This window comes from Anoxybacillus amylolyticus, from assembly GCF_001634285.1.
GTDB lineage: Bacteria > Bacillota > Bacilli > Bacillales > Anoxybacillaceae > Anoxybacteroides > Anoxybacteroides amylolyticum.
This window is the reverse complement of record NZ_CP015438.1, coordinates 1770998-1792575: the sequence shown is the minus strand read 5'-3', so window position 1 is coordinate 1792575 and position 21578 is coordinate 1770998. Positions and strand designations below refer to the sequence as shown.

The 21578-nt window shown below is 43.3% G+C and carries 26 protein-coding genes and 1 pseudogene; 2 read left to right on the top strand and 25 right to left on the bottom strand.

Features of this window, described 5'->3' with window-relative positions; all coding sequences use genetic code 11:
• Positions 1-51: 51 nt before the first annotated feature.
• The 9 genes and pseudogenes from ablB to GFC30_RS09090 all read right to left on the bottom strand — a co-directional run bounded on the left by ablB (position 52) and on the right by GFC30_RS09090 (position 9408).
• Positions 52-891 (bottom strand): putative beta-lysine N-acetyltransferase, encoded by an 840-nt coding sequence (gene ablB, locus GFC30_RS09125; protein WP_066324600.1) that lies wholly within the window; start codon positions 889-891, stop codon positions 52-54.
• A 14-nt stretch (positions 892-905) separates the two neighbouring features.
• The gene (locus GFC30_RS09120; RefSeq protein ID WP_066324599.1) at positions 906-2162 is read right to left on the bottom strand and encodes a peptidase; all 1257 of its coding nucleotides are present in this window, start codon (positions 2160-2162) and stop codon (positions 906-908) included.
• Positions 2163-2182: 20 nt separating this feature from the next.
• Positions 2183-2833, bottom strand: coding sequence for a 3-oxoacid CoA-transferase subunit B (locus tag GFC30_RS09115; protein WP_066324597.1), 651 nt, complete (start codon positions 2831-2833; stop codon positions 2183-2185).
• Complete coding sequence (locus GFC30_RS09110; RefSeq protein ID WP_066324595.1) at positions 2785-3519, bottom strand: 3-oxoacid CoA-transferase subunit A; 735 nt, start codon at positions 3517-3519, stop codon at positions 2785-2787. The genes GFC30_RS09115 and GFC30_RS09110 overlap by 49 nt, the downstream gene beginning before the upstream one ends.
• Positions 3500-4855 carry an aspartate aminotransferase family protein gene (locus GFC30_RS09105; RefSeq protein WP_066324592.1) on the bottom strand — a complete coding sequence of 452 codons (1356 nt, stop codon included), beginning with the start codon at positions 4853-4855 and terminating at the stop codon, positions 3500-3502. The genes GFC30_RS09110 and GFC30_RS09105 overlap by 20 nt, the downstream gene beginning before the upstream one ends.
• A 112-nt stretch (positions 4856-4967) precedes the next feature.
• Complete coding sequence (bioB, locus tag GFC30_RS09100; protein ID WP_066324590.1) at positions 4968-5957, bottom strand: biotin synthase BioB; 990 nt, start codon at positions 5955-5957, stop codon at positions 4968-4970.
• Positions 5958-6215: 258 nt separating this feature from the next.
• Positions 6216-7325, bottom strand: coding sequence for an RNA-guided endonuclease TnpB family protein (locus tag GFC30_RS09095; RefSeq protein ID WP_066324587.1), 1110 nt, complete (start codon positions 7323-7325; stop codon positions 6216-6218).
• 12 nt (positions 7326-7337) lie between these two features.
• A pseudogene (gene tnpA / locus GFC30_RS16515) lies at positions 7338-7736 on the bottom strand (IS200/IS605 family transposase).
• 232 nt (positions 7737-7968) lie between these two features.
• On the bottom strand, positions 7969-9408 hold the full coding sequence (locus tag GFC30_RS09090) for an NAD(P)/FAD-dependent oxidoreductase (protein ID WP_066324585.1): 1440 nt from the start codon (positions 9406-9408) through the stop codon (positions 7969-7971).
• Positions 9409-9587: 179 nt separating this feature from the next.
• On the opposite strand from GFC30_RS09090, the gene GFC30_RS09085 reads away from it, so the two are divergent.
• Positions 9588-10181, top strand: a complete 594-nt coding sequence (locus GFC30_RS09085; protein WP_066324583.1) for a DUF502 domain-containing protein — start codon at positions 9588-9590, stop codon at positions 10179-10181.
• A gap of 16 nt (positions 10182-10197) precedes the next feature.
• Here the strand turns inward: GFC30_RS09085 and GFC30_RS09080 are convergent, their stop codons facing one another.
• Both GFC30_RS09080 and GFC30_RS17610 read right to left on the bottom strand, forming a co-directional pair.
• The gene (locus tag GFC30_RS09080; RefSeq protein WP_066324582.1) at positions 10198-11136 is read right to left on the bottom strand and encodes a magnesium transporter CorA family protein; all 939 of its coding nucleotides are present in this window, start codon (positions 11134-11136) and stop codon (positions 10198-10200) included.
• A 277-nt stretch (positions 11137-11413) separates the two neighbouring features.
• A complete protein-coding gene (locus GFC30_RS17610) occupies positions 11414-11548 on the bottom strand; it encodes a hypothetical protein (protein WP_274520055.1) in 135 nt (44 codons plus the stop codon).
• Positions 11549-11670: 122 nt separating this feature from the next.
• Between GFC30_RS17610 and GFC30_RS09075 the strand changes: the two genes are divergently transcribed.
• Positions 11671-11958 carry a HesB/YadR/YfhF family protein gene (locus GFC30_RS09075; RefSeq protein WP_066324580.1) on the top strand — a complete coding sequence of 96 codons (288 nt, stop codon included), beginning with the start codon at positions 11671-11673 and terminating at the stop codon, positions 11956-11958.
• Between the two features lie 16 nt (positions 11959-11974).
• Here the strand turns inward: GFC30_RS09075 and GFC30_RS09070 are convergent, their stop codons facing one another.
• The 14 genes from GFC30_RS09070 to GFC30_RS09015 all read right to left on the bottom strand — a co-directional run bounded on the left by GFC30_RS09070 (position 11975) and on the right by GFC30_RS09015 (position 21424).
• The gene (locus GFC30_RS09070) at positions 11975-12370 is read right to left on the bottom strand and encodes a hotdog fold thioesterase (protein WP_066324578.1); all 396 of its coding nucleotides are present in this window, start codon (positions 12368-12370) and stop codon (positions 11975-11977) included.
• A 14-nt stretch (positions 12371-12384) separates the two neighbouring features.
• Positions 12385-12684, bottom strand: a complete 300-nt coding sequence (locus GFC30_RS09065) for a hypothetical protein (protein WP_066324577.1) — start codon at positions 12682-12684, stop codon at positions 12385-12387.
• A 10-nt stretch (positions 12685-12694) separates the two neighbouring features.
• On the bottom strand, positions 12695-13111 hold the full coding sequence (locus GFC30_RS09060) for an acyl-CoA thioesterase (RefSeq protein WP_066324575.1): 417 nt from the start codon (positions 13109-13111) through the stop codon (positions 12695-12697).
• A gap of 99 nt (positions 13112-13210) precedes the next feature.
• Positions 13211-13441, bottom strand: a complete 231-nt coding sequence (gene tlp, locus GFC30_RS09055) for a small acid-soluble spore protein Tlp (protein ID WP_066324573.1) — start codon at positions 13439-13441, stop codon at positions 13211-13213.
• Between the two features lie 60 nt (positions 13442-13501).
• Complete coding sequence (locus GFC30_RS09050; protein ID WP_066324571.1) at positions 13502-13645, bottom strand: acid-soluble spore protein N; 144 nt, start codon at positions 13643-13645, stop codon at positions 13502-13504.
• Between the two features lie 52 nt (positions 13646-13697).
• Complete coding sequence (locus GFC30_RS16510; RefSeq protein ID WP_084256255.1) at positions 13698-13829, bottom strand: FbpB family small basic protein; 132 nt, start codon at positions 13827-13829, stop codon at positions 13698-13700.
• Positions 13830-13964: 135 nt separating this feature from the next.
• Positions 13965-14477 (bottom strand): TlpA family protein disulfide reductase, encoded by a 513-nt coding sequence (locus GFC30_RS09045; protein WP_066324570.1) that lies wholly within the window; start codon positions 14475-14477, stop codon positions 13965-13967.
• Between the two features lie 67 nt (positions 14478-14544).
• Positions 14545-14685, bottom strand: coding sequence for a hypothetical protein (locus GFC30_RS17190; RefSeq protein ID WP_169806998.1), 141 nt, complete (start codon positions 14683-14685; stop codon positions 14545-14547).
• 64 nt (positions 14686-14749) lie between these two features.
• Positions 14750-15580, bottom strand: coding sequence for a sulfurtransferase (locus GFC30_RS09040; RefSeq protein ID WP_066324569.1), 831 nt, complete (start codon positions 15578-15580; stop codon positions 14750-14752).
• On the bottom strand, positions 15577-15852 hold the full coding sequence (locus GFC30_RS09035) for a YpbS family protein (protein ID WP_066324566.1): 276 nt from the start codon (positions 15850-15852) through the stop codon (positions 15577-15579). Before GFC30_RS09035 ends, GFC30_RS09040 begins: the two co-directional genes overlap by 4 nt.
• Positions 15845-16039, bottom strand: coding sequence for a hypothetical protein (locus GFC30_RS09030; RefSeq protein WP_066324564.1), 195 nt, complete (start codon positions 16037-16039; stop codon positions 15845-15847). Before GFC30_RS09030 ends, GFC30_RS09035 begins: the two co-directional genes overlap by 8 nt.
• A gap of 38 nt (positions 16040-16077) precedes the next feature.
• A complete protein-coding gene (locus tag GFC30_RS09025) occupies positions 16078-19716 on the bottom strand; it encodes a dynamin family protein (RefSeq protein WP_066324562.1) in 3639 nt (1212 codons plus the stop codon).
• 89 nt (positions 19717-19805) lie between these two features.
• On the bottom strand, positions 19806-20360 hold the full coding sequence (locus GFC30_RS09020) for an isoprenylcysteine carboxyl methyltransferase family protein (RefSeq protein WP_066324560.1): 555 nt from the start codon (positions 20358-20360) through the stop codon (positions 19806-19808).
• Entirely contained in the window at positions 20351-21424 is a 1074-nt protein-coding gene (locus GFC30_RS09015; protein WP_066324557.1) for a type III polyketide synthase, read from the bottom strand. Before GFC30_RS09015 ends, GFC30_RS09020 begins: the two co-directional genes overlap by 10 nt.
• Between the last annotated feature and the right edge of the window lie 154 nt (positions 21425-21578).

The window sequence follows — 21578 nt, the reverse complement described above, 5'->3', positions numbered from 1 at the left end:
TAACTCCTCCTTCCAAGTTTATTAGCAATGTATGCGGTATATAAAAAGGCATCACGCGCGCGATACGTCTTTTACCCATATATTCATATCTTCTAAGTCTTCGTAAATGTAGCAGTTATTTGTTAGTCTTCCACTATAACGGTAGCCAAGCTGGTAAAATGCAGCGTTCATTCCGTATGATGGTGCGCGCGCGAGCGAATAGATGCAAAAAATAGCTTGTTTTTTCAACTCTTCCTCTAGTTTTTTTAATAAATGTTTCATTAATCCGTGCGTACGGTAATTAGGCAACGTCGCACAGTCGGTCAGTTCTGCATTATGGTACATTTCATTGATTTCTGCCGAGGCAGCGCTAACAATTTGCTTATCGTGCTCGATGGCGTAAAACATTGCCCCTTTTCTCAACAAGTTTTCTACATACGACAAGTCGTGGAGAGGGGAAGGATAAATAGCAAAAATCGACCGATATAAATTCACTAGCGCTTCGGCATCCGCGGGTTCTGCCTTCCGCATCGTATATTCCTCCGAAAGTGGCGCTAAAGAAACGAAACGCGGTTTTGTTTGGATGGATGCCACGATTTGGTCTTCCATATTGGCGTTTTCGCTCGTCTTTCGCTCTTGTTGGAAATAGAGTGCTAACAAATGAGCATCACTGCCATTAAAATAGCCTTGAATCCACCCTTCATATTGAAACCCTTTTTCAATAAATATTGACAAATGTTCATACCTTGCTTTTACAATTAATTTTGTGTATCCTTTTTGTTGCGCTGCATCCGTCACGTAGTCGATTAGCGCAGGTACGTAACCACGGTAATCTTCGACGCGCATCCGCTCATTGAAATCGTCAAAAATAGCGGACGCAGCAAACCGCTCTGTCTGAATCGTTTGCTCCATCAAATTCCCCCTCCTTACGATTCCTCAACCCCGCACCAGTCCATTATGGCGTAGGCAATCATTTCGGCTGCCTCTAAGACGCGGTCAATAGCAATATATTCGTTTGGATAGTGTGCGACCGCCGTCGTTCCTGGTCCGAACACAATTGTCGGAATTGCTCCAACTTGGGTAAGCAACCCACCGTCCGTGCCCCACGGAGCCGCTTCGATGATCGGGTCTTCTCCCTTTACTTGGCGATACGCTTTTATCATTGTCTGTAGTAACGGGTGCGTCAGCTTAAGCGAACTAGGCAACCATTGAGCACCGAACCACTCTAGTTCGATATTCGATTGCAGCCATTCATCTTGTTCTCCAAGCGCGCAAAGTGCCTCTTTCATCTCATGCTTTGCTTGCTCGATTGTTTCATTCGGTGCGACCCCCATTCTCCCTTCTAATACGGCACAATCTGGCACGGACGAAGGCCAAGTCCCGCCACGAATCGTGCCGATATTAATAGGGATCGGGATCGGAACGTGCGCATACAATGGGTCGTCAATACGCTCGTTTCGTTTTGTTTCTAATTGCTGGAGGCAACGAACGACCGTCCATGCTTTTTCGATCGCGCTGACCCCTTCATACCGCGTCCCACCGTGCGCAGATTTTCCGCGAACGGTAATTCGAAACCAAAGCGAACCTTGTTGCGTTGGAAATAGTTTCATATCGGTTGGTTCGGGAATGATAGCTCCGTCCGCTCGATACCCACGTAAAATAGCCGCTAACGTCCCTGCCCCTCCACTTTCTTCTTCGATGACGCTTTGGAAAATAACATCTCCTTTCAAACGGACACCGAGCGTTTTTAATGCTTCGATTGCTAATAAAAGCGCGACCGTCCCGCCCTTCATATCTGACGCACCACGCCCATACAACTTACCATCTTCCACTTTGCCGCTGTATGGATCCTCCTTCCATTGGGTAACATCCCCCTCTGGCACAACGTCAATATGGCTATTTAAAATGAGCGATCGTCCACCGCCTGTTCCTTTCCATACCGCAACAACATTCGGGCTATGGAGAAAGGTCGTACGTGTAGAAACAAAATATGGGTTCCTTTTTAATTGGTCGATTTCTGGTTCCCATATGTCCAATTCCAGCTGCAACTGGCGACATTTTTCGATAATGAGCGCTTGGGCAGTTGCTTCGTTCGTTTGCGTACTTGCCTCTTGGACGAGGCGTCTTAATAGTTCGATGCCCGCTTTTTTTTTCTTGATGAACCAACGATGAAGGTCGTTCATCTTTCTTTCCCCTCCCTCTTTCACTCAACGCGCTTTACCCCAGCCGCAACACGTAGTGGTGCAGCAGTTTGGCGCACAACATCTTCTACATCATATGGAGCCATCACTTCCGTTAGCAATAACCCTTCGTCTGTCACTTCAATGACTGCTTGATCGGTAATGATTAAGTCGACACACCGTTTTGCCGTGAGCGGCAATGTGCACGTCGAAACAATTTTCGGCTCGCCGTCTTTGTTGACATGGCTCATGACGACAATCACTTTTTTTGTTTTTTGCGCCAGCTCCATTCCGCCACCGACTCCTGGCACCCGTTTTCCCGGTACCATCCAATTCGCTAAGTCTCCTTTCTCACTTACTTGCAATCCCCCTAATACCGTGACATCAATTAGTCCTTTCCGAATCATCGCAAACGCCGTAGCACTGTCGAAATAGGAAGCACCGCTAACGACGGTTACCGGATAGCCCGCCGCGTTGCAAAGATTGGGGTCTTCCTTTCCTTTGGACGGACTTTTTCCAATGCCCAGCACTCCATTTTCTGCTTGAAAAAATATGCGCTTATCACCTAAAAAGTTTGGAATAAGCGAAGGAATGCCGATACCAAGATTAACGACCATTCCATCCGTTAATTCTTGCGCTGCCCGCTTGGCGATACGTTCTCTTCCCATATCCATTTCCAGTTCACCCCATTGCTTTGTACAATATAGTTGACAAATACACCCGGTGTAACGATTGCTTCTGGATCTAATGCACCAAGCGGTACGATTTCTTCGACTTCGGCAATCGTTATCATCCCCGCCATCGCAACGAGCGGATTCGTATTGCGCGCACTTTTGTCATAAATTAAATTGCCAAACGGGTCGGCTTTTTTCGCATACACAATCGATACGTCGGCAGTGAGCGGCTGCTCTAAAAGAAAGCGCTTTCCATTCACTTCAATGACTTGTTTTCCAGCTCCAAGCCACTCATGGTCAACGCCGATATCAACAAGAATGCCACCTAGTCCAGCTCCGCCAGCACGAATTCGCTCCACCAATACCCCTTGCGGACAAAACTCGACGTCTAACGTTCCATCGTGAAGCCGTTGTCCAGCGATTGGATTAGAGCCGATGTGGGAAACGATCGCTTTTTTTACTCTTCCTTCACAAATAAGAGGACCAACGCCTAGATGAGGAAAAGCGGTGTCGTTACAAATGAGCGTCAGCTCTCCAACTCCTCTTTCCATAATCGCTTGCAACAACGACGGCGGCGAACCGATCCCGCCAAATCCGCCAACCATTAACGAACAGCCGTCGGTAATATAAGCGGTGGCTTGCTCGATTGAAATAATTTTTCCATACTCATTTCGAACCATTGTCATCATTCCTTTTTAAAATTACGGGGCATCGTCGTTGTACTTCCCGAAACGTTTGTTCAAGCAAATCAATGAGTTCATCGACTTGCGATCGCTCGATGGTTAGCGGCGGGGCGATGATAATGGCTGCGCCATCTTTTCCGTTGCCGGCAGCGGCTGGATAGACAAGCAGTCCGTTCTGTTGAGCGACAGTGACGACGAGATCAGTGAAGGCAAGGTCGCTTGGAACCATTTCTTTTCCTGCTACGACAAACTCAATGCCGAGCAATAATCCTTTGCCGCGGACGTCGCCAATCCAAGCAAACTGTTTTTGCAAGTTTCGTAGTTTCATGAATAAATATGTTCCTATCTCGTGCGCCCTCTGTACAAGGTGATGTTGCTCGATATATTTTAGCACCGCAAGTGCGACAGACGCCGATAGCGGATTTGCGCTTAGCGTATGCCCGCTCATAATGACCCCTGAACCGTTTATAATTGGCTCCATGACACGCTGGCTTGCTAAAGTTGCAGCAATCGGTGTATACCCTGCCCCCAATCCTTTCCCAAGCGCAATAATGTCCGCTTGTACATTCCAATGGTCAAGCCCCATTATTTTTCCTGTCCGCCCTAGCCCTGTCATCACTTCATCCGCAATGAACAAAATGTCATACCGACGGCAAATGTCATAAATGCGTTCATAGTAACCGTCCGGCGGGGTAATTGCCGCCCCAGCCGCGCCAATAATCGGTTCGGCAATAAACGCAGCAATATGTTCTGCACCGGTGCGAATGATTGCCGTTTCCAGTTCATCCGCGCAGCGCCATTGGCAGCTAGGATATGTCAGTCCATACGGACAACGAAAGCAATATGGCGGCGAAACGGTCGGAAAATCTTCGAGGAGCGGAACGAAACGTGCACGCCTCATTGGATGACCTGATAATGAAAGGGCGCCAATCGTAATGCCATGATAGCTTAGCCAGCGCGATAAAATTTTGTTTTTCCCTTTTCGCCCTTGTTCTTGCCAATATTGAATGGCAATTTTCATTGCTGTTTCGGTCGCCTCCGAACCGCTGTTGACAAGAAATGTCCAATACGTACTGTACCCTATTTGCTTATTTAACGCCTCTGCTAGTTTCTCTGCCACTTCGCTCGTAAACTGCGAACGGTACACGAACGCTACTTGCTCTGCTTGTTTGTTCATTGCCATAATTATTTCTTGTACCCCGTGACCAAGGTTTGCTGTTACCGCTCCGGAACAGCCATCGAGATACTTTTTTCCATCGGTATCGTACACGTATATGCCTTTCGCTGATCGCACCGTCGGATACGTGCGGTGGAGATGCGGTTTAATGAGATACGTCATGCATTGCTCCCCCTTTTTTTCTCTGTATTGAGATAGTATGCAGCGAAAAACTTTTTCATGAAAGTAAGTGATTGATTGGCAAAAGAAAAACTGCTTCCGTATTGAAAGCAGTTTAGCAAACAGGCTGAGGAACAAAATCGATTTCAAAACCGAGGTCTTCAAGCATTTGAAAATCTTTTGATTTTTCTTGACCAGCAGTTGTTAAATAATCGCCAACGAAAATCGAATTGGCTGCATATAGCCCAAGTGGCTGCAATGAGCGCAGGTTCACTTCCCGTCCACCAGAAATGCGAATTTCTTTTGTCGGGTTAATGTAACGGAACAGCGCTAATACTTTTAAACAGTACCGTGGATTCAGTTCGTTCGTCCCTGCAAGCGGCGTACCGTCAATCGCATGCAAAAAGTTTACCGGTATCGAGTCAGCGTCGAGCGCTTTTAGGCTGCGCGCCATGTTAATCACGTCTTGTTTCGTTTCTTTCATGCCGATAATCACTCCCGAACATGGCGACATTCCCGATTGTTTTACCGTTTCGACCGTTTGGACACGATCATCGTATGTATGCGACGTCGTAATATTTGGGTGGTGTTCTTTTGACGTATTAATGTTATGGTTGTAACGGTCCACCCCCGCTTCTTTTAGTCGCAACGCTTGCTCTGGTTTTAAAATTCCTAAACAGGCACACACTTTTAGCCCGAATCGTTCTTTAATTTCTTGGACGGCCGACACAACGACATCGATTTCTTTATCGCTCGGTCCACGGCCGCTTGCCACAATACAGTATGTGCCGATTTGTTGACGGTACGCTTCTTCTGCCCCGCGAACGAGCGTGTCTTTATCCACCATTTTATACGTTTGCACCGGTGCGTTTGAAATCGACGACTGAGAACAGTAACCACAGTTTTCCGGGCATAGACCAGATTTTGCGTTCATGATCCGATTTAATTTTACTTTATTGCCGAAATACGCCCGGCGAATTGTATACGCCCCTTGCATTAATAAAAGCAGTTCGCTATCTGGGCAATCTAACATCGCTTCTGCTTCGTTATCCGTAATTTCTTCTCCCTCTAATACACGGTCGGCAAGTGCTAACCAATCTGGCATGACGCCTCTCCCCCTTCTATCACTTTCACACAACGTGTGATTACATTTATCGTATGGCAATAGATATTGTATTGTCAACCTTTTTTAAAAATAAGTTTACTATAATAATTAAAAAGAGACTGACCCAAAAGGGTGATTTTCCGTGACATGCTCCCACCACCTACGCTTCGCTTAGAGGTGGGGGCTTCTCAGGTAATCCCATCTCATGACGGGAAGTTGACTGAGCGATCCCCGTGTGTCCCACGGTTCGAGGACAAGTTAGGTTATCGCTAATCGTTTCATGCCCTCATGTTTGATATTGATTGCCGCATTGACGTCCCTGTCGCTCTCGAATCCACATTCACAGCGGAATGTACGCTCAGAAAGCGATAAAGATTCCTTTACTTGACCGCAACATGAACAAGTTTTAGATGATGGAAACCACTTATCTATTTTGATAAGCTTTTTCCCTTGCTCCTCTAACTTGTATTGAAGAAATGTCGTGAACATCCCCCAGCCGTTGTCATGAACGCTCTTGCCGAAATTCAGGACTTGCGACATCCCTTTCATGTTGAGGTCTTCGATGACCACGCAATCATACTGTTTCGCTAATTCGTATGATTTTTTGTGTAGAAAGTCTTTTCGTTGGTTCGCTATTTTCTCATGTAGCTTCGCTACTTTCAAACGCTGTTTGTGCCAACGATTAGAACCCTTCTTTCGGCGTGATAATATCCGTTGTTCTTTCGCTAATTTTTCCAATGCTTGCCGATAGAAACGAGGATAATTGGCTCTCTTACCCTCGCTATCGACATACAGCGTATTCATGGAAAAATCAAGCCCAACAACCGTTTGTATTTCTTTGGGGACAGGTTGATGTTCGTATTCGGTGAGAATAGAAACATAGTATTTTCCTGTTTTTGTTTTCGTGATCGTACAAGCCTTGATGATATGGTGGGCAGGAATCTCCCGATGTTGCTTGAACTTGACCCATTTCAGTTTGGGTAACTTGATATAGCCATCTGAAAGTTGAATATTGCCATTGACCACATTTGTGGTGTACGACTGTTTCGCCTTGCGGTTTTTGAACTTTGGAAATCCAGCACGACCCGAAAAGAAATTTTGAAACGCTTTCTGCAAATTCAATTGGGCGTTTGCTAACGCAAGGCTATCCACTTCTTTAAGCCAAGGAAACTCCTTTTTGTACTTGGCAGGGGTCGGAAATGTTTGTTTTTTCAAAGCTTCTTTGTCGTCTTTGAACTTTTCATAAATTTGTATGCGTTCTTCAAGCATTTTGTTATAAACGAAACGGACACAACCGAAGGTTTTGGCAAGCAGCTGTTCTTGTTCTTTTGTTGGGTACAGACGGAATTTATATGATTTGTTTACCATATCGACACCACATCACTTCATCCCTTGATTTTCTATATATTTTTTTATTACTTCAAGGATGGCACCGCCCGTTGTAAACAGGAAAAAATTTCTTGATCAAAAATATTCTTTTCACAGTTTTCTTTTCACTTGCGGAAAATGCTTTTTAATCAGTCGAGAACTTGCACTTTTATAGGCATTGATGAACTTTGATAGTTCACTATTCGGATGTGCTTTGAACAAAATATGCACATGGTCCATATCGTGATTCCATTCGACCAAGGAAATATTGTAATTTTTCCCCAATCTCACAAACATATCTTTTGCATAGTCAGATATGGTATCATCAATCACTTGTCTGCGATATTTTACAACCAGAACAAGATGATAATACAACAGGAATACTGAATGGTTATTACTGTCTAATTTAATTTATACAACAACCTTTCATTTTTCTAATACTGATTATATCATAACACAAAAAAGAAACAACTCATACCTACGCCTCACCGAAATTCATCTCCCACTTTCACTTCGTTTAGAAGTGGGAGATGAATTTCGGAAAGATGTTAAACAAAACACAACATATTGTTTCTTAGTGATTGTTTTATGCTTATATAAGGTAATGGGAAAAGGTGTCCCGAGTCTTTTGGGACACCTTCCTTTATCTCGTCAGTTTTTCCACAATATCGCGAGCAATCCAAACGCCACATGCACTTGCTTGCGCTAGCCCGCGAGTAATACCTGCGCCGTCTCCGCCTACATACAACCCGGAAATCTCCGTTTCAAACCGGTCATTTAGCTTTGGACGAGCAGAATAAAACTTCGCCTCCACCCCGTAAAACAGCGTATGTTCAGAAGCAAGCCCTGGCGTGACGTGATTTAATGCTTCTGTCATTTCCATTAAACTTTTCATTGTATTATATGGTAGCACCAGCCCTAAATCACCAGGAACAGCTTCTTTTAATGTTGGTTCAACAAATCCTTCTTTTAAGCGTTTTTCAGTAGACCTCCTTCCTTTTAAAATATCGCCATATTTTTGCACAATAATGCCGCCGTTCGACAAGGCGTTTGCTAAGCGAGAAATTTCGTGCGCATACTCATTTGGTTTATCAAACGGATCCGAAAATTTATGGGATACTAATAACGCAAAATTCGTATTGTTACTTCCAAGTTTTGGGTCTTTGTAGGCGTGTCCGTTCGCTAACATAATGCCGGAATGGTTTTCGACGACGACATGACCGGACGGGTTACTGCAAAACGTCCGCACTTGAGTGCCGACCGATGTGTTGAAAATAAACTTTCCTTCATATAAATGCTCATTAATTTCTTCCATGACAATATTCGATGTTTCGACGCGCACGCCGATGTCGACTTGGTTGTTAATCATGTGGAGCCGGCGTTTTTTTAATAGCTTCGAAAGCCATGCCGACCCGTCACGTCCCGGTGCGATGACTACTTTTTCAGCGGTGATTGTGTTTCCGTTTTTTAATAAAATCCCTTTTACGACATGCGTATTGTCTTGTTTTTCGGTCACTAAATCTTCTACTTCTGTTTGGAATTCCATATCGATATGTTCGCGCAAATATTCATAAATGCTTTTTAAAATTTCTAAGTTTTGTTCCGTTCCTAAATGACGAACGTTCGCTCTTAACAACTTCAACCCCGCCGCATAGGCACGTCGCTCAATTTCTTTCACTTTTTCTGTCGTTGGGTCAGTAATGGACTCCGTCGCTCCGTGTTTTAAGTTAATTGCATCCACATAACGAATGAGTTCTAGCACTGTCGATGCAGGCAAATAGTCCGTCATCCACCCGCCAAATTCGCTCGTAATATTAAATTTCCCATCTGAATACGCTCCGGCTCCGCCAAATCCGTTCGTAATCGAACAGGCAGGTACACAGCCTGCATAGTCTTTTTTTCCCGCAGGTGGCGGACATTTTTCAATCTTTTTTTGCAAAATCGGACAATGCCGTTTATAAATATCATGCCCTTTATCAATAAGAAGAACGTTTGCGCCTTTCAACTTTAACGTTAACTCATAGCAAGTAAAAATTCCTGCCGGACCGGCGCCGACAACAATGATATCGTAATGCGATTTCATTGAAAATCCTCCAACCTATCGTTTTTTCCATTTGTAACTATAGCAGGGAAAAGCGAGCGAGTCAACTATAAAAACGAACTTTTTTATTAATTAAATTTAATAATGTTCGTGTTTTAATCATCTTGTCTTTTTGCATAAAACTTGATAAGGTGATAAAGGAAAATGAAGGAGGGAGACACATGAGGTTTTTCGTCAAAAATTTTATTAACGGTGTGTTGACGATTGTGCCGATCATTCTAGCAATATACGTGTTCGTGAAAGTATTTGCTTTTTTTGACGGACTATTAGGGAAATATGTTAAACCTTATTTGCACGATGCTTACGTCCCTGGAATTGGGATTGTATGTACATTCGCTTTGATTACCGTCCTGGGCTGGATGTCGACGCAATATATTAGCGGCTGGGTGATTAAGTGGATTGACCGACTATTAGAAAACATCCCGTTTATGAAAACCGTTTATTCCGTGTTAAAAGATACAATCGCTTCGTTTGTCGGAGAAAAGCGATCATTCGCTAAAGTCGTGCTTGTCAAATGGCCGAACACGGAAGCGAAGTGTATCGGGTTTATCACAACAGAAGCAGTCGATACGCTTTTTCATTCATTAGAAGACCATGTCGCCGTATATATTCCACAAACGTTTCAAATGGCTGGGATCACTGTGTTAGTACCAAAATCAAACATAGAAATCATTGACGTAAAACCGGAAGAAGCAATGAAGTTTGTGCTGTCTGGAGGAATGGCGTCGTCAAAAAGTAAAGGGCCTTCCATATAGGGAAAGCCCTTTTTGTTTAAAAATAGCGTTTTTTCCAAAACACAAACGCTGTAGCACTAGATAATAACGCAGAAATAAGCATCGCCGTTAAAAAAGCGTGCGGAGAGTTTTGATATGGAATTGGCACGTTCATTCCGTAAAAGCTTGCGACCATTGTTGGCAACGACAAAACAATCGTAATGGCAGTTAAAAATTTCATCACGATATTTAAGTTATTGGAAATAACAGAAGCAAAGGCGTCCATCATACCACTTAAGATGCTGCTGTACACTTCTGTCATTTCAATCGCCTGCTTGTTTTCAATGATGACATCTTCAAGCAGTTCTTGATCGTCATCATACATTCGTAAATAATTTAAACGCATCAGCCGCTCCATGACGATGTTGTTGGCTTTTAACGAAGTAGTAAAATACACTAAGCTTTTTTCCATACTAAGAAGCGAAAATAATTCTTCATTTTTCATCGACTGATGTAATCGTTTTTCAATTTCGCTCGTTCGGCGGTTAATTTGTTTTAAATAACGCAAATAGTACGTGGAAATCATGTAAAGCATTTGCAGCGCAAATCGCGTTTTCATAAAGGTGTAAAAGTTTTTAATTTTGTTATTTGCAAACTCTTGAAAAATCGGGTTCTCTTGTAAACAAACGGTTATAAAGCACGTGTTCGTAATAATCATGCCAATCGGAATGGTTTCGTAAATCGAACCATCCACTTCGTCTTGGGTGATGATCGGAATATCCACGATAATAAGAACATGGTTATCTTCTTTTTCAATGCGCGACCTTTCTTCATCGTCGAGCGCGTCTTTAATCGAATCGATCGGAATGTCTAAGTGGTTCGCAATATAACGAATTTCTTCTTCCGTTGGCGCGATTAAATTAATCCAGCAGCCATTTTTTAATTCATGAATTTCTTCGATTTTTCCGTTTGCATTGGACAAATACATTTTCATCATAAGCACACTTCCTCCTTTTCCTAAGCGAGGAAGGTTGCTATCTCCTCTTTTCGAATGGAGCTCGTTTTCGAGAGTAGCTCGTTCATTCGAAAAGAAAAAGGCAATGCTTCCCCGCTGTAGTCCGGTTCTGGTTCGTTCGAACTTCGACTACTCATATACGAAAACGTCACCCCTTCTACAAAAATTTGTGTCCTTATTAATAATAACATTGAAACGACTATTTGTATAGTAATTTTTTCAATTTGCAATGGAAAAAGCAGCCGATGGTAGCTGCTTGTTATTCACTCGACGGTGTTGTGTTAAAAAATGGTTTCATTTCTTTTTTGGTGGTAGGTGGTTTTTTTGGCGAACGTTTTCCCATCACTCCATCGGACTCATAGCTTAAAGGAAAAGAGGGGGATTTTTTATCCATGAACACATCTCCTTTCAATGATAGTTATGTTTACTTTGTGCAAATAGCGAGAAAATTAGTCAATTGTTTTGTCTAACGATATTGAAATGACGTATAATGAAAATAGACGAGGAGGTTTTATAATGGAAATTATTATCAAACCAAAAGCGTTCGAATGGTATAAAGAAGAATTGGATTTGGGTGAAGGCGATTTTGTCCGTTTTTTCCCTCGTTATGGTGGATGCGGGACTGTGCAAACAGGTTTTTCGCTCGGCGTTGATAAAGAGACGCCGGTCGATCCAAAAGTAGTTACAACAATAGACGGAATAACGTTTTTTATTGAAGAGCGTGACACATGGTATTTCGATGAACGTCATTTAGTCGTCGAGTTTAATGAGCAGGCTGGGGAGCCGGTGTTTCATGTTCAATAAAAAAGCTAGCGTTACGCTAGCTTTTTTTGATGATGGCGATGGTGCAACGAGAAACAGAAACGAGCCGTTGCTGTTCATCGGTAATTTTAATGTCCCAAACCATTGTCGTTTTTCCACGATGCAACACGGTTCCTGTCGCTGTAACAGTTCCGCTACGGACAGCACGAATATGGTTGGCGTTAATTTCAAGGCCAACTACTCCTTCTGTTTCTTGATCAACGAGCTCATACGCACCGATGCTAGCAACCGTTTCTGCTAACGCTACGGACGCCCCACCATGAAGCAAACCGAACGGTTGGTGGGTGCGGTGGTCAACCGGCATCGTGGCGACAACGCGTCCTTGCCCGAGTTCTGTAATTTCAATGCCAAGCGCTTCTAATAACGTACCTCTCGTCATTTCTTTTGCATCCATTTTTTTCCTCCTCTCTACAAACGAAATCGTTTGACGCGTTCGTCAATCCCTTCCTTGCGCAAAACTTCTTTTTGTTTTTCTCCTAATAAGTCAAAATGGAGAAATGAATCGTGTTTATGTACCCATTCTGGACGAAGCTGATACTTCGTTCCCCAGGCAAGCAATTTCTCTAAGTCGTTGCAGCCCACTTTTGCTACTGTGGTATAGTAAGGGAAGCGAGCATCATACCAAAAATGAGTAATAAAAGCTATTTCTCCAGTTTTTACTTTCTCTTTCCATCGCTTCAATTCCTGCTTTCGGATGCCAAACGCCATATGTATCGCCTTACTTTTTCGCCCTTTCGTAAGCTTCGTGCCAGTCGGGAAAATATTTACGAATTAAAATAGGCCGAAAAGAATCACGTTTAACGCAAACGTGCTGCGTTTTTCCTGTCGCAGCTAATTCTCCATCTGGCGTCAAAATTTCGTATGCATAGGTGACGCGAATCCCGTCGTACGACTCAATCCATGTTCGAACAGTTGCTGTTTCGCCATAACGCAACGGCTTTTTATAAGAAATTTGCAAATCTGTTACCGGTGCGAGTATCCCTTCTTTCTCCATATCTGTATATTTAAATCCGATCTGTTCGATTAACGCTGCCCGTCCAATTTCCATCCAAACAAGATAGTTTGCATGGTATACTACTCCCATTTGATCCGTTTCTGCATAGCGAACTTCGACTTGTTTTTCAGCTACTTTCAACGTCGTTCCCCCATTCGTTTGTTGTTTCTTTTATCTTATCATATTAGTGGGAAATTGTCCCACAAAGAAAGCGACCCGAATGAATGGGTCGCTTTCTTATTAATAGCCGTTTTCCCTTGCTCTCGCTTCATCTTTAATTTCTTCGCGCATCGCAGCGATCGCTTCTTCGCGTCGCTCGTTTTTCGCTTTAATTTTTTCTCGTTCTTCCGGTGAGGAAAATTGCATCGTTTCTTCTGCTTTTTCGATATTTTCAATCGTATTTTGAACCATATCTTGCAGTTTTTCAACATTATCGCTGCGGTCGTCTGGATTTGGGCGTTGGTAAGACATTCTCGTTCCTCCTTCGTGCCAACAATAGAAGTTTCTTATAATTATATTATGTCAATAATACTATTCACCTTTTGTTTGAATTACTTGAGCATGTTGACCAGATTGATCTTGCATTTTCTTCCCTTTGTTTCCTCCGGCGGCACGAGATTGTGTGCCTAGATGGTTCGGAGTAAAGTGTTCGTTTTTCCCATTTTGGTTGCTCATACTCTCGCCTCCTCACCATCTAGGGTACCCGATTCGTTTTTTATTATGCACATTACTCCGCTTTTTTCAAAATGCGCTCTTCTAGCTTTTTCTCGATTTTTTCCATTTCTTTCTCGTCATTTAGCAATTGACGTTTATTTTCATTGACTAATTGTTCAAACGTAAATTTCCGAATTTTTCTCATGTCGCAACCTCCCTTGCTTTTATTATAATTTTAATAATTCCCTAAATAAGTGAAATTTATTACAAATTTTTAAAAAATGCGAAGGATAAAACTGATTAACTAAAAAATAAAAAGAAGCCCCTTTTCGAGACTTCTTCAAGGAAGTAAAGCTATTGCTTCTTGTAGTTGTTTATACGTCAACGGTCCGAGCACTTTTTTACGAATGACGCCGTTTTTGTCCAGAATGTATGTCGTTGGAATCATTTGGATGTTATATAGCTTCAGTATCTTTCCTTTCGTGTCTAATACAACAGGGAAAATTATCCCGTATTGTTCAATAAACGATGCCACTTTCTCGCGGCTATCTTGTGAAGTTAAATTGACAGACAAAAACTCGACACTCGATTTATAGTCGTTATAAAACTTTTCTAAATCCGGCATTTCTTGTTGACACGGTGGGCACCAGGTTGCCCAAAAGTTTAAGATGACCGTTTTTCCCCGCAACTCGGATAAGCGGACTGTTTTGTTATCTAGTGTCTTTAAGACAAAATCCGGTGCGGTATCACTTACCGCAAGACCGACTTCCTTCGTTTGGCCAGCAGCAAGCGCTTGCCAAATTCCATATCCTGTTAATCCTAGAAGCAATATAATCGCTATCACTTTTTTCACGTATTTTCCCTCCCACCCCCATTAAACCATAAAACGAGCAAAAGAAAAAGGCTGCCAGATGGCAAGCCTATCGAATATTTTTATGCTCGTTTTGCATTTTTTTCGCTTCTACTTCCGCATAAGAAGCAAATTCATTATTAAAACCGTTTTTTTGCTTCGCATTATTGTTGCGTTGTGCATTCGCATTTCCTAATTTCTTGCGTCCCATCTCGACTCACTCCTTTGCTAAGACGTACATTTTTAGTGTGGAGGGAGCAAGAAAAAATATGCAGTTAGTTTTCACCTTTAGCAATTGGATTTTCTGGATACGAAATCCAGTCACTCCAGCTTCCAACGTACAATTGCACGTTCGAATAACCTGCTTCTGACAACGCCAATACGTTCGGGCAAGCGGTCACGCCTGAGCCGCAATACACAATAATTCGAGCGTCTTTCGAAAGCGCAGCAAAACGTTTTTCTTGTTCGTTTGGCTCTTTCCAAAAACCGTCGGCTGTTAAATTCTCTTTCCAAAAGAAATGCTTTGCCTGAGGAATATGCCCAGCCACTCGGTCGATTGGCTCTTCTATCCCTAAATACCGGTTGCGCTCGCGCGAGTCCACTAAAATAGCGGTTTGGTTTTCTATTGCTTTTCGTACGTCTTCCACTGCCGCAAGCAACGACGGGGCGTATTGCGGGATAAACATTCGCTCCTTGACTGGCACAATCGCGTCTGTCGTCGGATACCCAGCTTCTTTCCATTTTGTATAGCCACCGTCTAATACATAGACGTGACGATGCCCTAGATAGCGAAGCAACCACCAAAAACGTGCCGCCATCGCACCGCCTTGGTCATCATAGGCAACGATGGTTGTTTGCTGATCAATTCCGGCAGCGGACAACTTCGCTACGAATTCTGAAACGTCTGGAAGTGGGTGTCTTCCTCCGTGCGTTTGAACTTTTCCTGATAAATCTTTTTCCAAATCGAAATAAAGGGCGTTCGGAATGTGTTCGTGAATATATTCTTCTAACCCGCGTGTTGGATTCCCTAAGTAAAATCGGCAATCGATGACGCGCACCGTGTCTAACCGCTCCGCTAACCAGTCAAGAGAAACGATATAGTTCATCGACTGTCCTCCTTCGTTAGCCGACTTACATATTCTTTTACCATATCACTCGTCACATACGTCCGCTGTGGAACGATGCCTTGTTTTGCTAATTCGTTTATTTGCTTTGTGACCGCGTTAATGAAGTCGACGGTAAACGGTTGCCCACTTCGGCAAAGCGACACCGCTTCTTCAATATACCGTTCTCTTTGCGCGTCTAACTGCAAAAATTGGCGAATGAGCGCATGTTGTTTCTTCGAATGTGCTGTAATGGCGTGATGTACCTCACTCATTTTTCTTCTCCTCTCGGTTTCGTTCTTTTTCGATGAGTGCTTGAACGTGCGACTTCGGCGTCCAACAGCGAAACTGGTAGTATGGTTTCGTTTCATAGCCGAGCCGCTGGCAATAGCGGCGTATCCCGGCGGTTGTTTTTTGCTGTCGGTAATGAATGCATGTTGCGCACGCGTGAAAACGTGTCAACTAAATCCCCTCCTTGCCGCACGTTCAGTAAACAATGTTTAATCTCCTATCGCTAACATCGCTTCCAATTGCGCAGCAGCCGCCTGCAACATCGGGACGTCGATTGTTGTCGTCAACGCCGTCCGTAACCCAGCAAAATAATCGTCCACTTGTTGTTGCAGCGAATGCGATAAATAGCGGATACATTGTTCATATTGCGCTGTATAAACGGAGAGAAGCAACTGCTCGCTTTCCGATACGTACTCGTTGATTGGTTGCTGTAATTGTTTTTCGATTTCCTCTTTCATTAACCGCTTTTCGTCGCGTTCAAAAAACGATTTCGCATTTTTGTATAGCGATAGCGCCTTTTTAAATCTAGAATAGTCGATTGTTTCGAGCGCAAGGGCGAAATCAGGCGTTGTAAACGGTGGAAGCTGCGTTTCGGAAAGCGGCATTGGATGGATTCGACCGATAGCGGTCGCAAGCAACTGAAACTGTTCGTGCGCTTTTTTTGTTAAAAACTGTTCAATTCTTAAGCTTGTCGCCCGCATTTCTTGCGCTAAATCAAAGCCGACCGACTGAATTAGTTCTTGTAAACATGCAACTAGCGCTTGTTGGATATTTCGGTTATCGTCGCGTAGCACCGCTGGATTGAACGCTTCTTTGAACCAGTCGTTCATTCGTAGCGACAGGCGCTGTTTCACATAGTACGTCAGTTCGGCAATTTCTTGTGTGAGCGCTTGAATGTCGGATTCGACGTTCAGCCGCTCTACTACTTGGCGAATGAGCGCTTGTTCATCAGACAGTTGTTTTACTTTTGCCGCCTTTTCTTCATTGCTTTGTTCGGACTGTCGAATGTAGTCTACTAACGTTTCGTGCATCCGTTTGATTTCGGCGTACGCTTCCATCATTGCAACGTTTGTTAATTCGTCCATAATAAATCGGGCAAAATCCGCCTCAAATGCTTGAATGCCAGAGTTCGTTAACACACCTTTGGAAGAATGTTCCCCTAGTTTTTCTTCGAGCGCCAATCGGCTCGAAACCGCATAAAGCCGCGGGAACCGAATCCCGAATTGACCAAGCTGGTCTTTTACATACGCAACAACTGCCGCGAGCTCTTCTTGCGAATTCGCCAAGTCCGCAGCATTGACAATAAAGAACATTTTATCCATCGCAAACGTATCTTTGACGCGCCCGAGCTGAATTAAAAATTCCCGATCCGCTTTAGAAAAGGCGTGGTTATAGTACGTAACGAACAAAACCGCATCCGCGTTTTTAATATATTCAAACGCTACTCCCGTATGGCGGGCGTTGATTGAATCCGCTCCCGGTGTGTCCACAAGCACAATTCCTTGGCGAGTAAGTGCACAATCATAATAAAGCTCCATCCATTCGACAAAGCACGCTTTCGTTTCATCGGCGACGTAAGACGGAAACTCGTTGAGGTCGATTTGCACCGTTTGACCAAGCAACGGTTTTATTTGTTCATAACCACGAGCGACGGCTTGTAAAAAGGCGTAATGCGGTTTTTCTTTTGCTCCTGCCTCTTTTCGGAGCGCTTGCTCACTGGCAAGCAGCGCTTCTTCTAACGTTTCCGCTTTTAATTGAAAATAACGGAGCGAATATTGAATGTCTTTGAATAGCTCGTTTTCCGTTTTCATCTGAACGATGACCGTGCCGTGTGGATTCGCTTCCGTTGGTGGCACAATTTTATTAATCGTTGCCGTCGTTGGGTTTGGCGACGATGGCAGTATACGTTCTCCCATTAGCGCGTTGGCAAACGACGATTTTCCTGCACTAAATGCGCCAAACAATGCCACCGTAAACGTCCGAGATTCTAATCGTTTTGCTTTTTCCGTCAGTTCATGAATGAAGCGGTTCATTCCCGGAATACCTTTCGCAAGGTCAGCCGCTTCGAGTAAATGATGAATTGTTTCTGCTACTTTTTTGCTACTAGTAGACGGTTCTAGCTGATTCTCTTCTAGTTGGAAGGAAGCAGACAGTTTTGGTTGCTCTATCGGACGAGCGATTTCTGTTCGGATAGGTATCTCCTCAGAAACAAGTTCAGCAATGCGGCTATCCGCAATTTTTATTGCCGGTGCTTCCGCCTCTAATAGCGAAAGTTGGTGCATATACGCTTGTTCGCGGTCGTTCTTTTTGGCATGTTGTTCTTCGATTAGCTGTTGCTTTTCGCATGCTTTTTCTAGTTCAAGTTTCAGTTGTTTACATTCTTTTTCTATCGTTTCTTTCCATGTCGCAAACATCAACGCAAACAATTTCAGCGCTTCGTTTCGGTATCGTTTTTTCAATTCAGCAGCTACATCGTTCGTATAATTTAGCACATACTCTCCGGTCGCACCCGCCCCTTTTTTCACCAGCTCCGATAATAGTTGTTCGTTCCACGAAACGGTAAACGATTGGCACTCATTCATGAGCGACGACTCTTGCAACATTTGTTGTTTGTAAAAACGAACGAGCTGTTCGCGAACGTGCCATTCGATTTGGGACATCACTTTTTCTTTCAAGTTGGTATAAAACGCCGCTAGCCGTGCCACTCGTTCTTGTTCTGTTTTTGCTTTACTAAACAAAAACCCTACTTTAAAGTCTGGTTGTACGGACTGCAAATACGCATGTGCTAATTCGCGCGTCTCAAACGGCATAATGTACGCATGTTCTAATACGTTATCAAGTTCTTGGCGAAACGCCGCCTCTGTTTCTTGAATGTGCTTTTCCAATGTTTCTTGTTGTTTTTGCAACATTTCGAGTGCTTTTACATCCGCTAGTTGGGCAAGTCGATCATTTATAACTGCTTCTCGTTCGGCGTCCACGCTTTCTAAATAGGCGAGATGGTCGTTTAACAGCCGTTTTGCGGCTACTTCTATGCCGTTTAGAAGCCGTTTTTTTCGTTCGGCAAACAGCAATTGTAAAAAATGGACGAGTTCGTTCAGCTCATTAAACGGATGGTTTCGATCTTTTAACGACGTGAAAAAAATGCGTGAGACGGACACTCCCCAATTGAGAAATGCTTCCTGCACCGACTGCTGAAACGAAGCAAACGGCAATTCGGTGTCGCGATGTTTATCAATTTGATTGACGATCAAATAGAGTGTTTTTCCATAACTTGTCAATTCTTTCGTAAATTCAAAATTCAATTCGGATTGCACGTGATTATAATCCATCATATAAAAGACGACATCCGCTAAATGAAGCGCTGATTCCGTTGCAAGCCGATGGGCATCATCAGTGGAATCAATACCCGGTGTATCCATGATCGCCACTCCTTCTGGAATGCGCGTCGTCTTTCGACTAACTTCAATCGCTTCAATGTCATCCCCGTTTTTACAATAGGAGCGAATTTGCTCATAATCGTACGGCGCGACATATTCGACCGGTGGTTCATATTTGTAAAAAACGCGCGCATACTCCTTTCCTGCCTTCACTTTCACAAGATTGGCGCTCGTCGGAATCGGGCTTGACGGAAGTAACGGCTCGCCGAGCAACTCATTAATTAAACTTGATTTCCCTGCGGAAAAATGACCGCAAAAAGCAATCGTAAATTCTTCATTCGCCACCTTCCGCACTAATTGCCTTACCTTTTTGGCATTTTCCACATCCCCTTTGTTCATCCATTCGTCATGTATGTACGTTAATTTTTCTAACCATGAACGCAATGATGAACGTTGTGTCACTTGGATCATGTACCAAAACCCCTTATTGCAAGATATATACTCATTGTACTGTATTTACGCCGGTTTCCCAACAAAAAATGAAAAAAAAATCCCGCTAACTATTTAGCAGGAAAAAAGCGTGGACGATTAAACTCTTTATAGTTCGTTAACATAGCAAGCGCACGTTCTTCCACCGGAATGCGAATGGATAAAAGGTATGCATTTAACAAGGAAAAGACGAGCGCTGTTATGTAGGCACGAAACAGTAAAGGAATAAGCAATATTTCAAGCACGACAACAACATAATTCGGATGGCGCAAAAAACGATACGGTCCCTTTTGCACGATGACGTTTGGAACGACGAGAATTTTTGTGTTCCAAAATACCCCAAGTGAAAAAAGCGCCCATATCCGTAGTAGTTGAACGGCGAAAAAGAGCGGAAGAAGAAATGGCCACCATGACGAAAGCGTCGCTCCTTTCATTAGCGCTTCGATGAAAAAGGAAAAAAGGAATGCGACATGTAATAAAACAATCCACCGATAATGAGCTTGCCCAAACTCTTTTGCTCCCATTGCCTTTACGATGCGTTCGTTTCGTTTCGCGATCAGAAGTTCGCCTACCCGCATACAAACAATGAAAAGGAAAAAAACATACAACAAATGCTTCACTCCCATCGCAATAAAATGAGTTCCGCACTAAACCCTGGACCGAGCGCAATCATTAAGCCTAATTGCCCTTTTGAAATGGACTGTTTCATAAATTGCTCAAGAACAAAATAGATGGTTGCAGAGGACATATTTCCGAATTTACGTAACACATCAAATGAAATTTTTGTTTTTTGTTTATCAATCCCTAACGCATTCTCATAAGCTTCAATCACTTTTTTTCCGCCTGGATGGGCAATGAAATGGTCAATGTCGTTAATCGCTAGTCCGTACTGTTGCAAAAAAGCGGCAACATTCGGTTTCAGCCATGACTGAATGACTGTCGGAATGTCTTTAGAAAAAACGACAAAAAACCCTTCGTCGCGTATATCCCATCCCATGACCGTTTCCGAATGAGGCATGAAAACGGACTGTGTTGCTACGATTCGTGGACGAATACGTTTTTCCACCGCTTCGTCGCCCGCGACACAAACACATGACACCCCATCCCCAAATAGCGATGTGCCGATTAAGTTGCTTTTCGAACGGTCAAATAACTGAAATGTTAAACTGCAAAACTCGGCGGCAACGACCAATACTTTTGCGGTAGGAAAAGCTAAACAATACTCATACGCCCGCGCTAATCCCGCTGCTCCACCGGCGCAACCTAGCCCCCAAATGGGAATGCGTTTTGTCGTAGGACAAAACGGTAACTTGTTCATGATTTTTGCTTCAATACTTGGCGTCGAAAGACCAGTCGTTGAAATATAAAAAATGGCTTCAATGTCTTCATAAGTAATTGGATTTTCCAGAAAATATCGATCGTGCAAACAATTTTGCACCGCTTCGCATCCGTATCGGACAGCACTTTCGATATACACATCGTTTTTTTCAGAAAAGCGGTGAACCTGCTCATACCATTCTAACGGTTGCACTAAATACCGAGATTCGATGCCACCGTTATCAAAAACCGGCAAAAGCCGATCGATATGCGGAAAGGATCGTTCGAATAATTGCTTCACATATTGCCTTGCTTCCTGTTGCGTTACTTCATAAGGCAACGATGCTGTTCCGACAGAAAGAATAGCTGGCATACTAGCACCTCCTACTATACTATTCCCATTTCCAATCTTTTCTATACAAAATTAAATTGTTTTTACTTCCTTTTTTGGGATAAGTGTGTTCACATTTTTTTCACAAATCCAGCTAGTACAATGTGACAAAAATCACTGATATATCAATTTCTTA

Bases quoted from the DNA above. Each gene is read 5' to 3' on its own strand.
- ablB (WP_066324600.1), bottom strand. From the start codon at position 891: ATGGAGCAAACGATTCAGACAGAGCGGTTTGCTGCGTCCGCTATTTTT.
- GFC30_RS09120 (WP_066324599.1), bottom strand. From the start codon at position 2,162: ATGAACGACCTTCATCGTTGGTTCATCAAGAAAAAAAAAGCGGGCATC.
- GFC30_RS09115 (WP_066324597.1), bottom strand. From the start codon at position 2,833: ATGGATATGGGAAGAGAACGTATCGCCAAGCGGGCAGCGCAAGAATTA.
- GFC30_RS09110 (WP_066324595.1), bottom strand. From the start codon at position 3,519: ATGACAATGGTTCGAAATGAGTATGGAAAAATTATTTCAATCGAGCAA.
- GFC30_RS09105 (WP_066324592.1), bottom strand. From the start codon at position 4,855: ATGACGTATCTCATTAAACCGCATCTCCACCGCACGTATCCGACGGTG.
- bioB (WP_066324590.1), bottom strand. From the start codon at position 5,957: ATGCCAGATTGGTTAGCACTTGCCGACCGTGTATTAGAGGGAGAAGAA.
- GFC30_RS09095 (WP_066324587.1), bottom strand. From the start codon at position 7,325: ATGGTAAACAAATCATATAAATTCCGTCTGTACCCAACAAAAGAACAA.
- GFC30_RS09090 (WP_066324585.1), bottom strand. From the start codon at position 9,408: ATGAAATCGCATTACGATATCATTGTTGTCGGCGCCGGTCCGGCAGGA.
- GFC30_RS09085 (WP_066324583.1), top strand. From the start codon at position 9,588: ATGAGGTTTTTCGTCAAAAATTTTATTAACGGTGTGTTGACGATTGTG.
- GFC30_RS09080 (WP_066324582.1), bottom strand. From the start codon at position 11,136: ATGATGAAAATGTATTTGTCCAATGCAAACGGAAAAATCGAAGAAATT.
- GFC30_RS17610 (WP_274520055.1), bottom strand. From the start codon at position 11,548: ATGGATAAAAAATCCCCCTCTTTTCCTTTAAGCTATGAGTCCGATGGA.
- GFC30_RS09075 (WP_066324580.1), top strand. From the start codon at position 11,671: ATGGAAATTATTATCAAACCAAAAGCGTTCGAATGGTATAAAGAAGAA.
- GFC30_RS09070 (WP_066324578.1), bottom strand. From the start codon at position 12,370: ATGGATGCAAAAGAAATGACGAGAGGTACGTTATTAGAAGCGCTTGGC.
- GFC30_RS09065 (WP_066324577.1), bottom strand. From the start codon at position 12,684: ATGGCGTTTGGCATCCGAAAGCAGGAATTGAAGCGATGGAAAGAGAAA.
- tlp (WP_066324573.1), bottom strand. From the start codon at position 13,441: ATGTCTTACCAACGCCCAAATCCAGACGACCGCAGCGATAATGTTGAA.
- GFC30_RS09050 (WP_066324571.1), bottom strand. From the start codon at position 13,645: ATGAGCAACCAAAATGGGAAAAACGAACACTTTACTCCGAACCATCTA.
- GFC30_RS16510 (WP_084256255.1), bottom strand. From the start codon at position 13,829: ATGAGAAAAATTCGGAAATTTACGTTTGAACAATTAGTCAATGAAAAT.
- GFC30_RS17190 (WP_169806998.1), bottom strand. From the start codon at position 14,685: ATGGGACGCAAGAAATTAGGAAATGCGAATGCACAACGCAACAATAAT.
- GFC30_RS09040 (WP_066324569.1), bottom strand. From the start codon at position 15,580: ATGAACTATATCGTTTCTCTTGACTGGTTAGCGGAGCGGTTAGACACG.
- GFC30_RS09035 (WP_066324566.1), bottom strand. From the start codon at position 15,852: ATGAGTGAGGTACATCACGCCATTACAGCACATTCGAAGAAACAACAT.
- GFC30_RS09025 (WP_066324562.1), bottom strand. From the start codon at position 19,716: ATGATCCAAGTGACACAACGTTCATCATTGCGTTCATGGTTAGAAAAA.
- GFC30_RS09020 (WP_066324560.1), bottom strand. From the start codon at position 20,360: ATGGGAGTGAAGCATTTGTTGTATGTTTTTTTCCTTTTCATTGTTTGT.
- GFC30_RS09015 (WP_066324557.1), bottom strand. From the start codon at position 21,424: ATGCCAGCTATTCTTTCTGTCGGAACAGCATCGTTGCCTTATGAAGTA.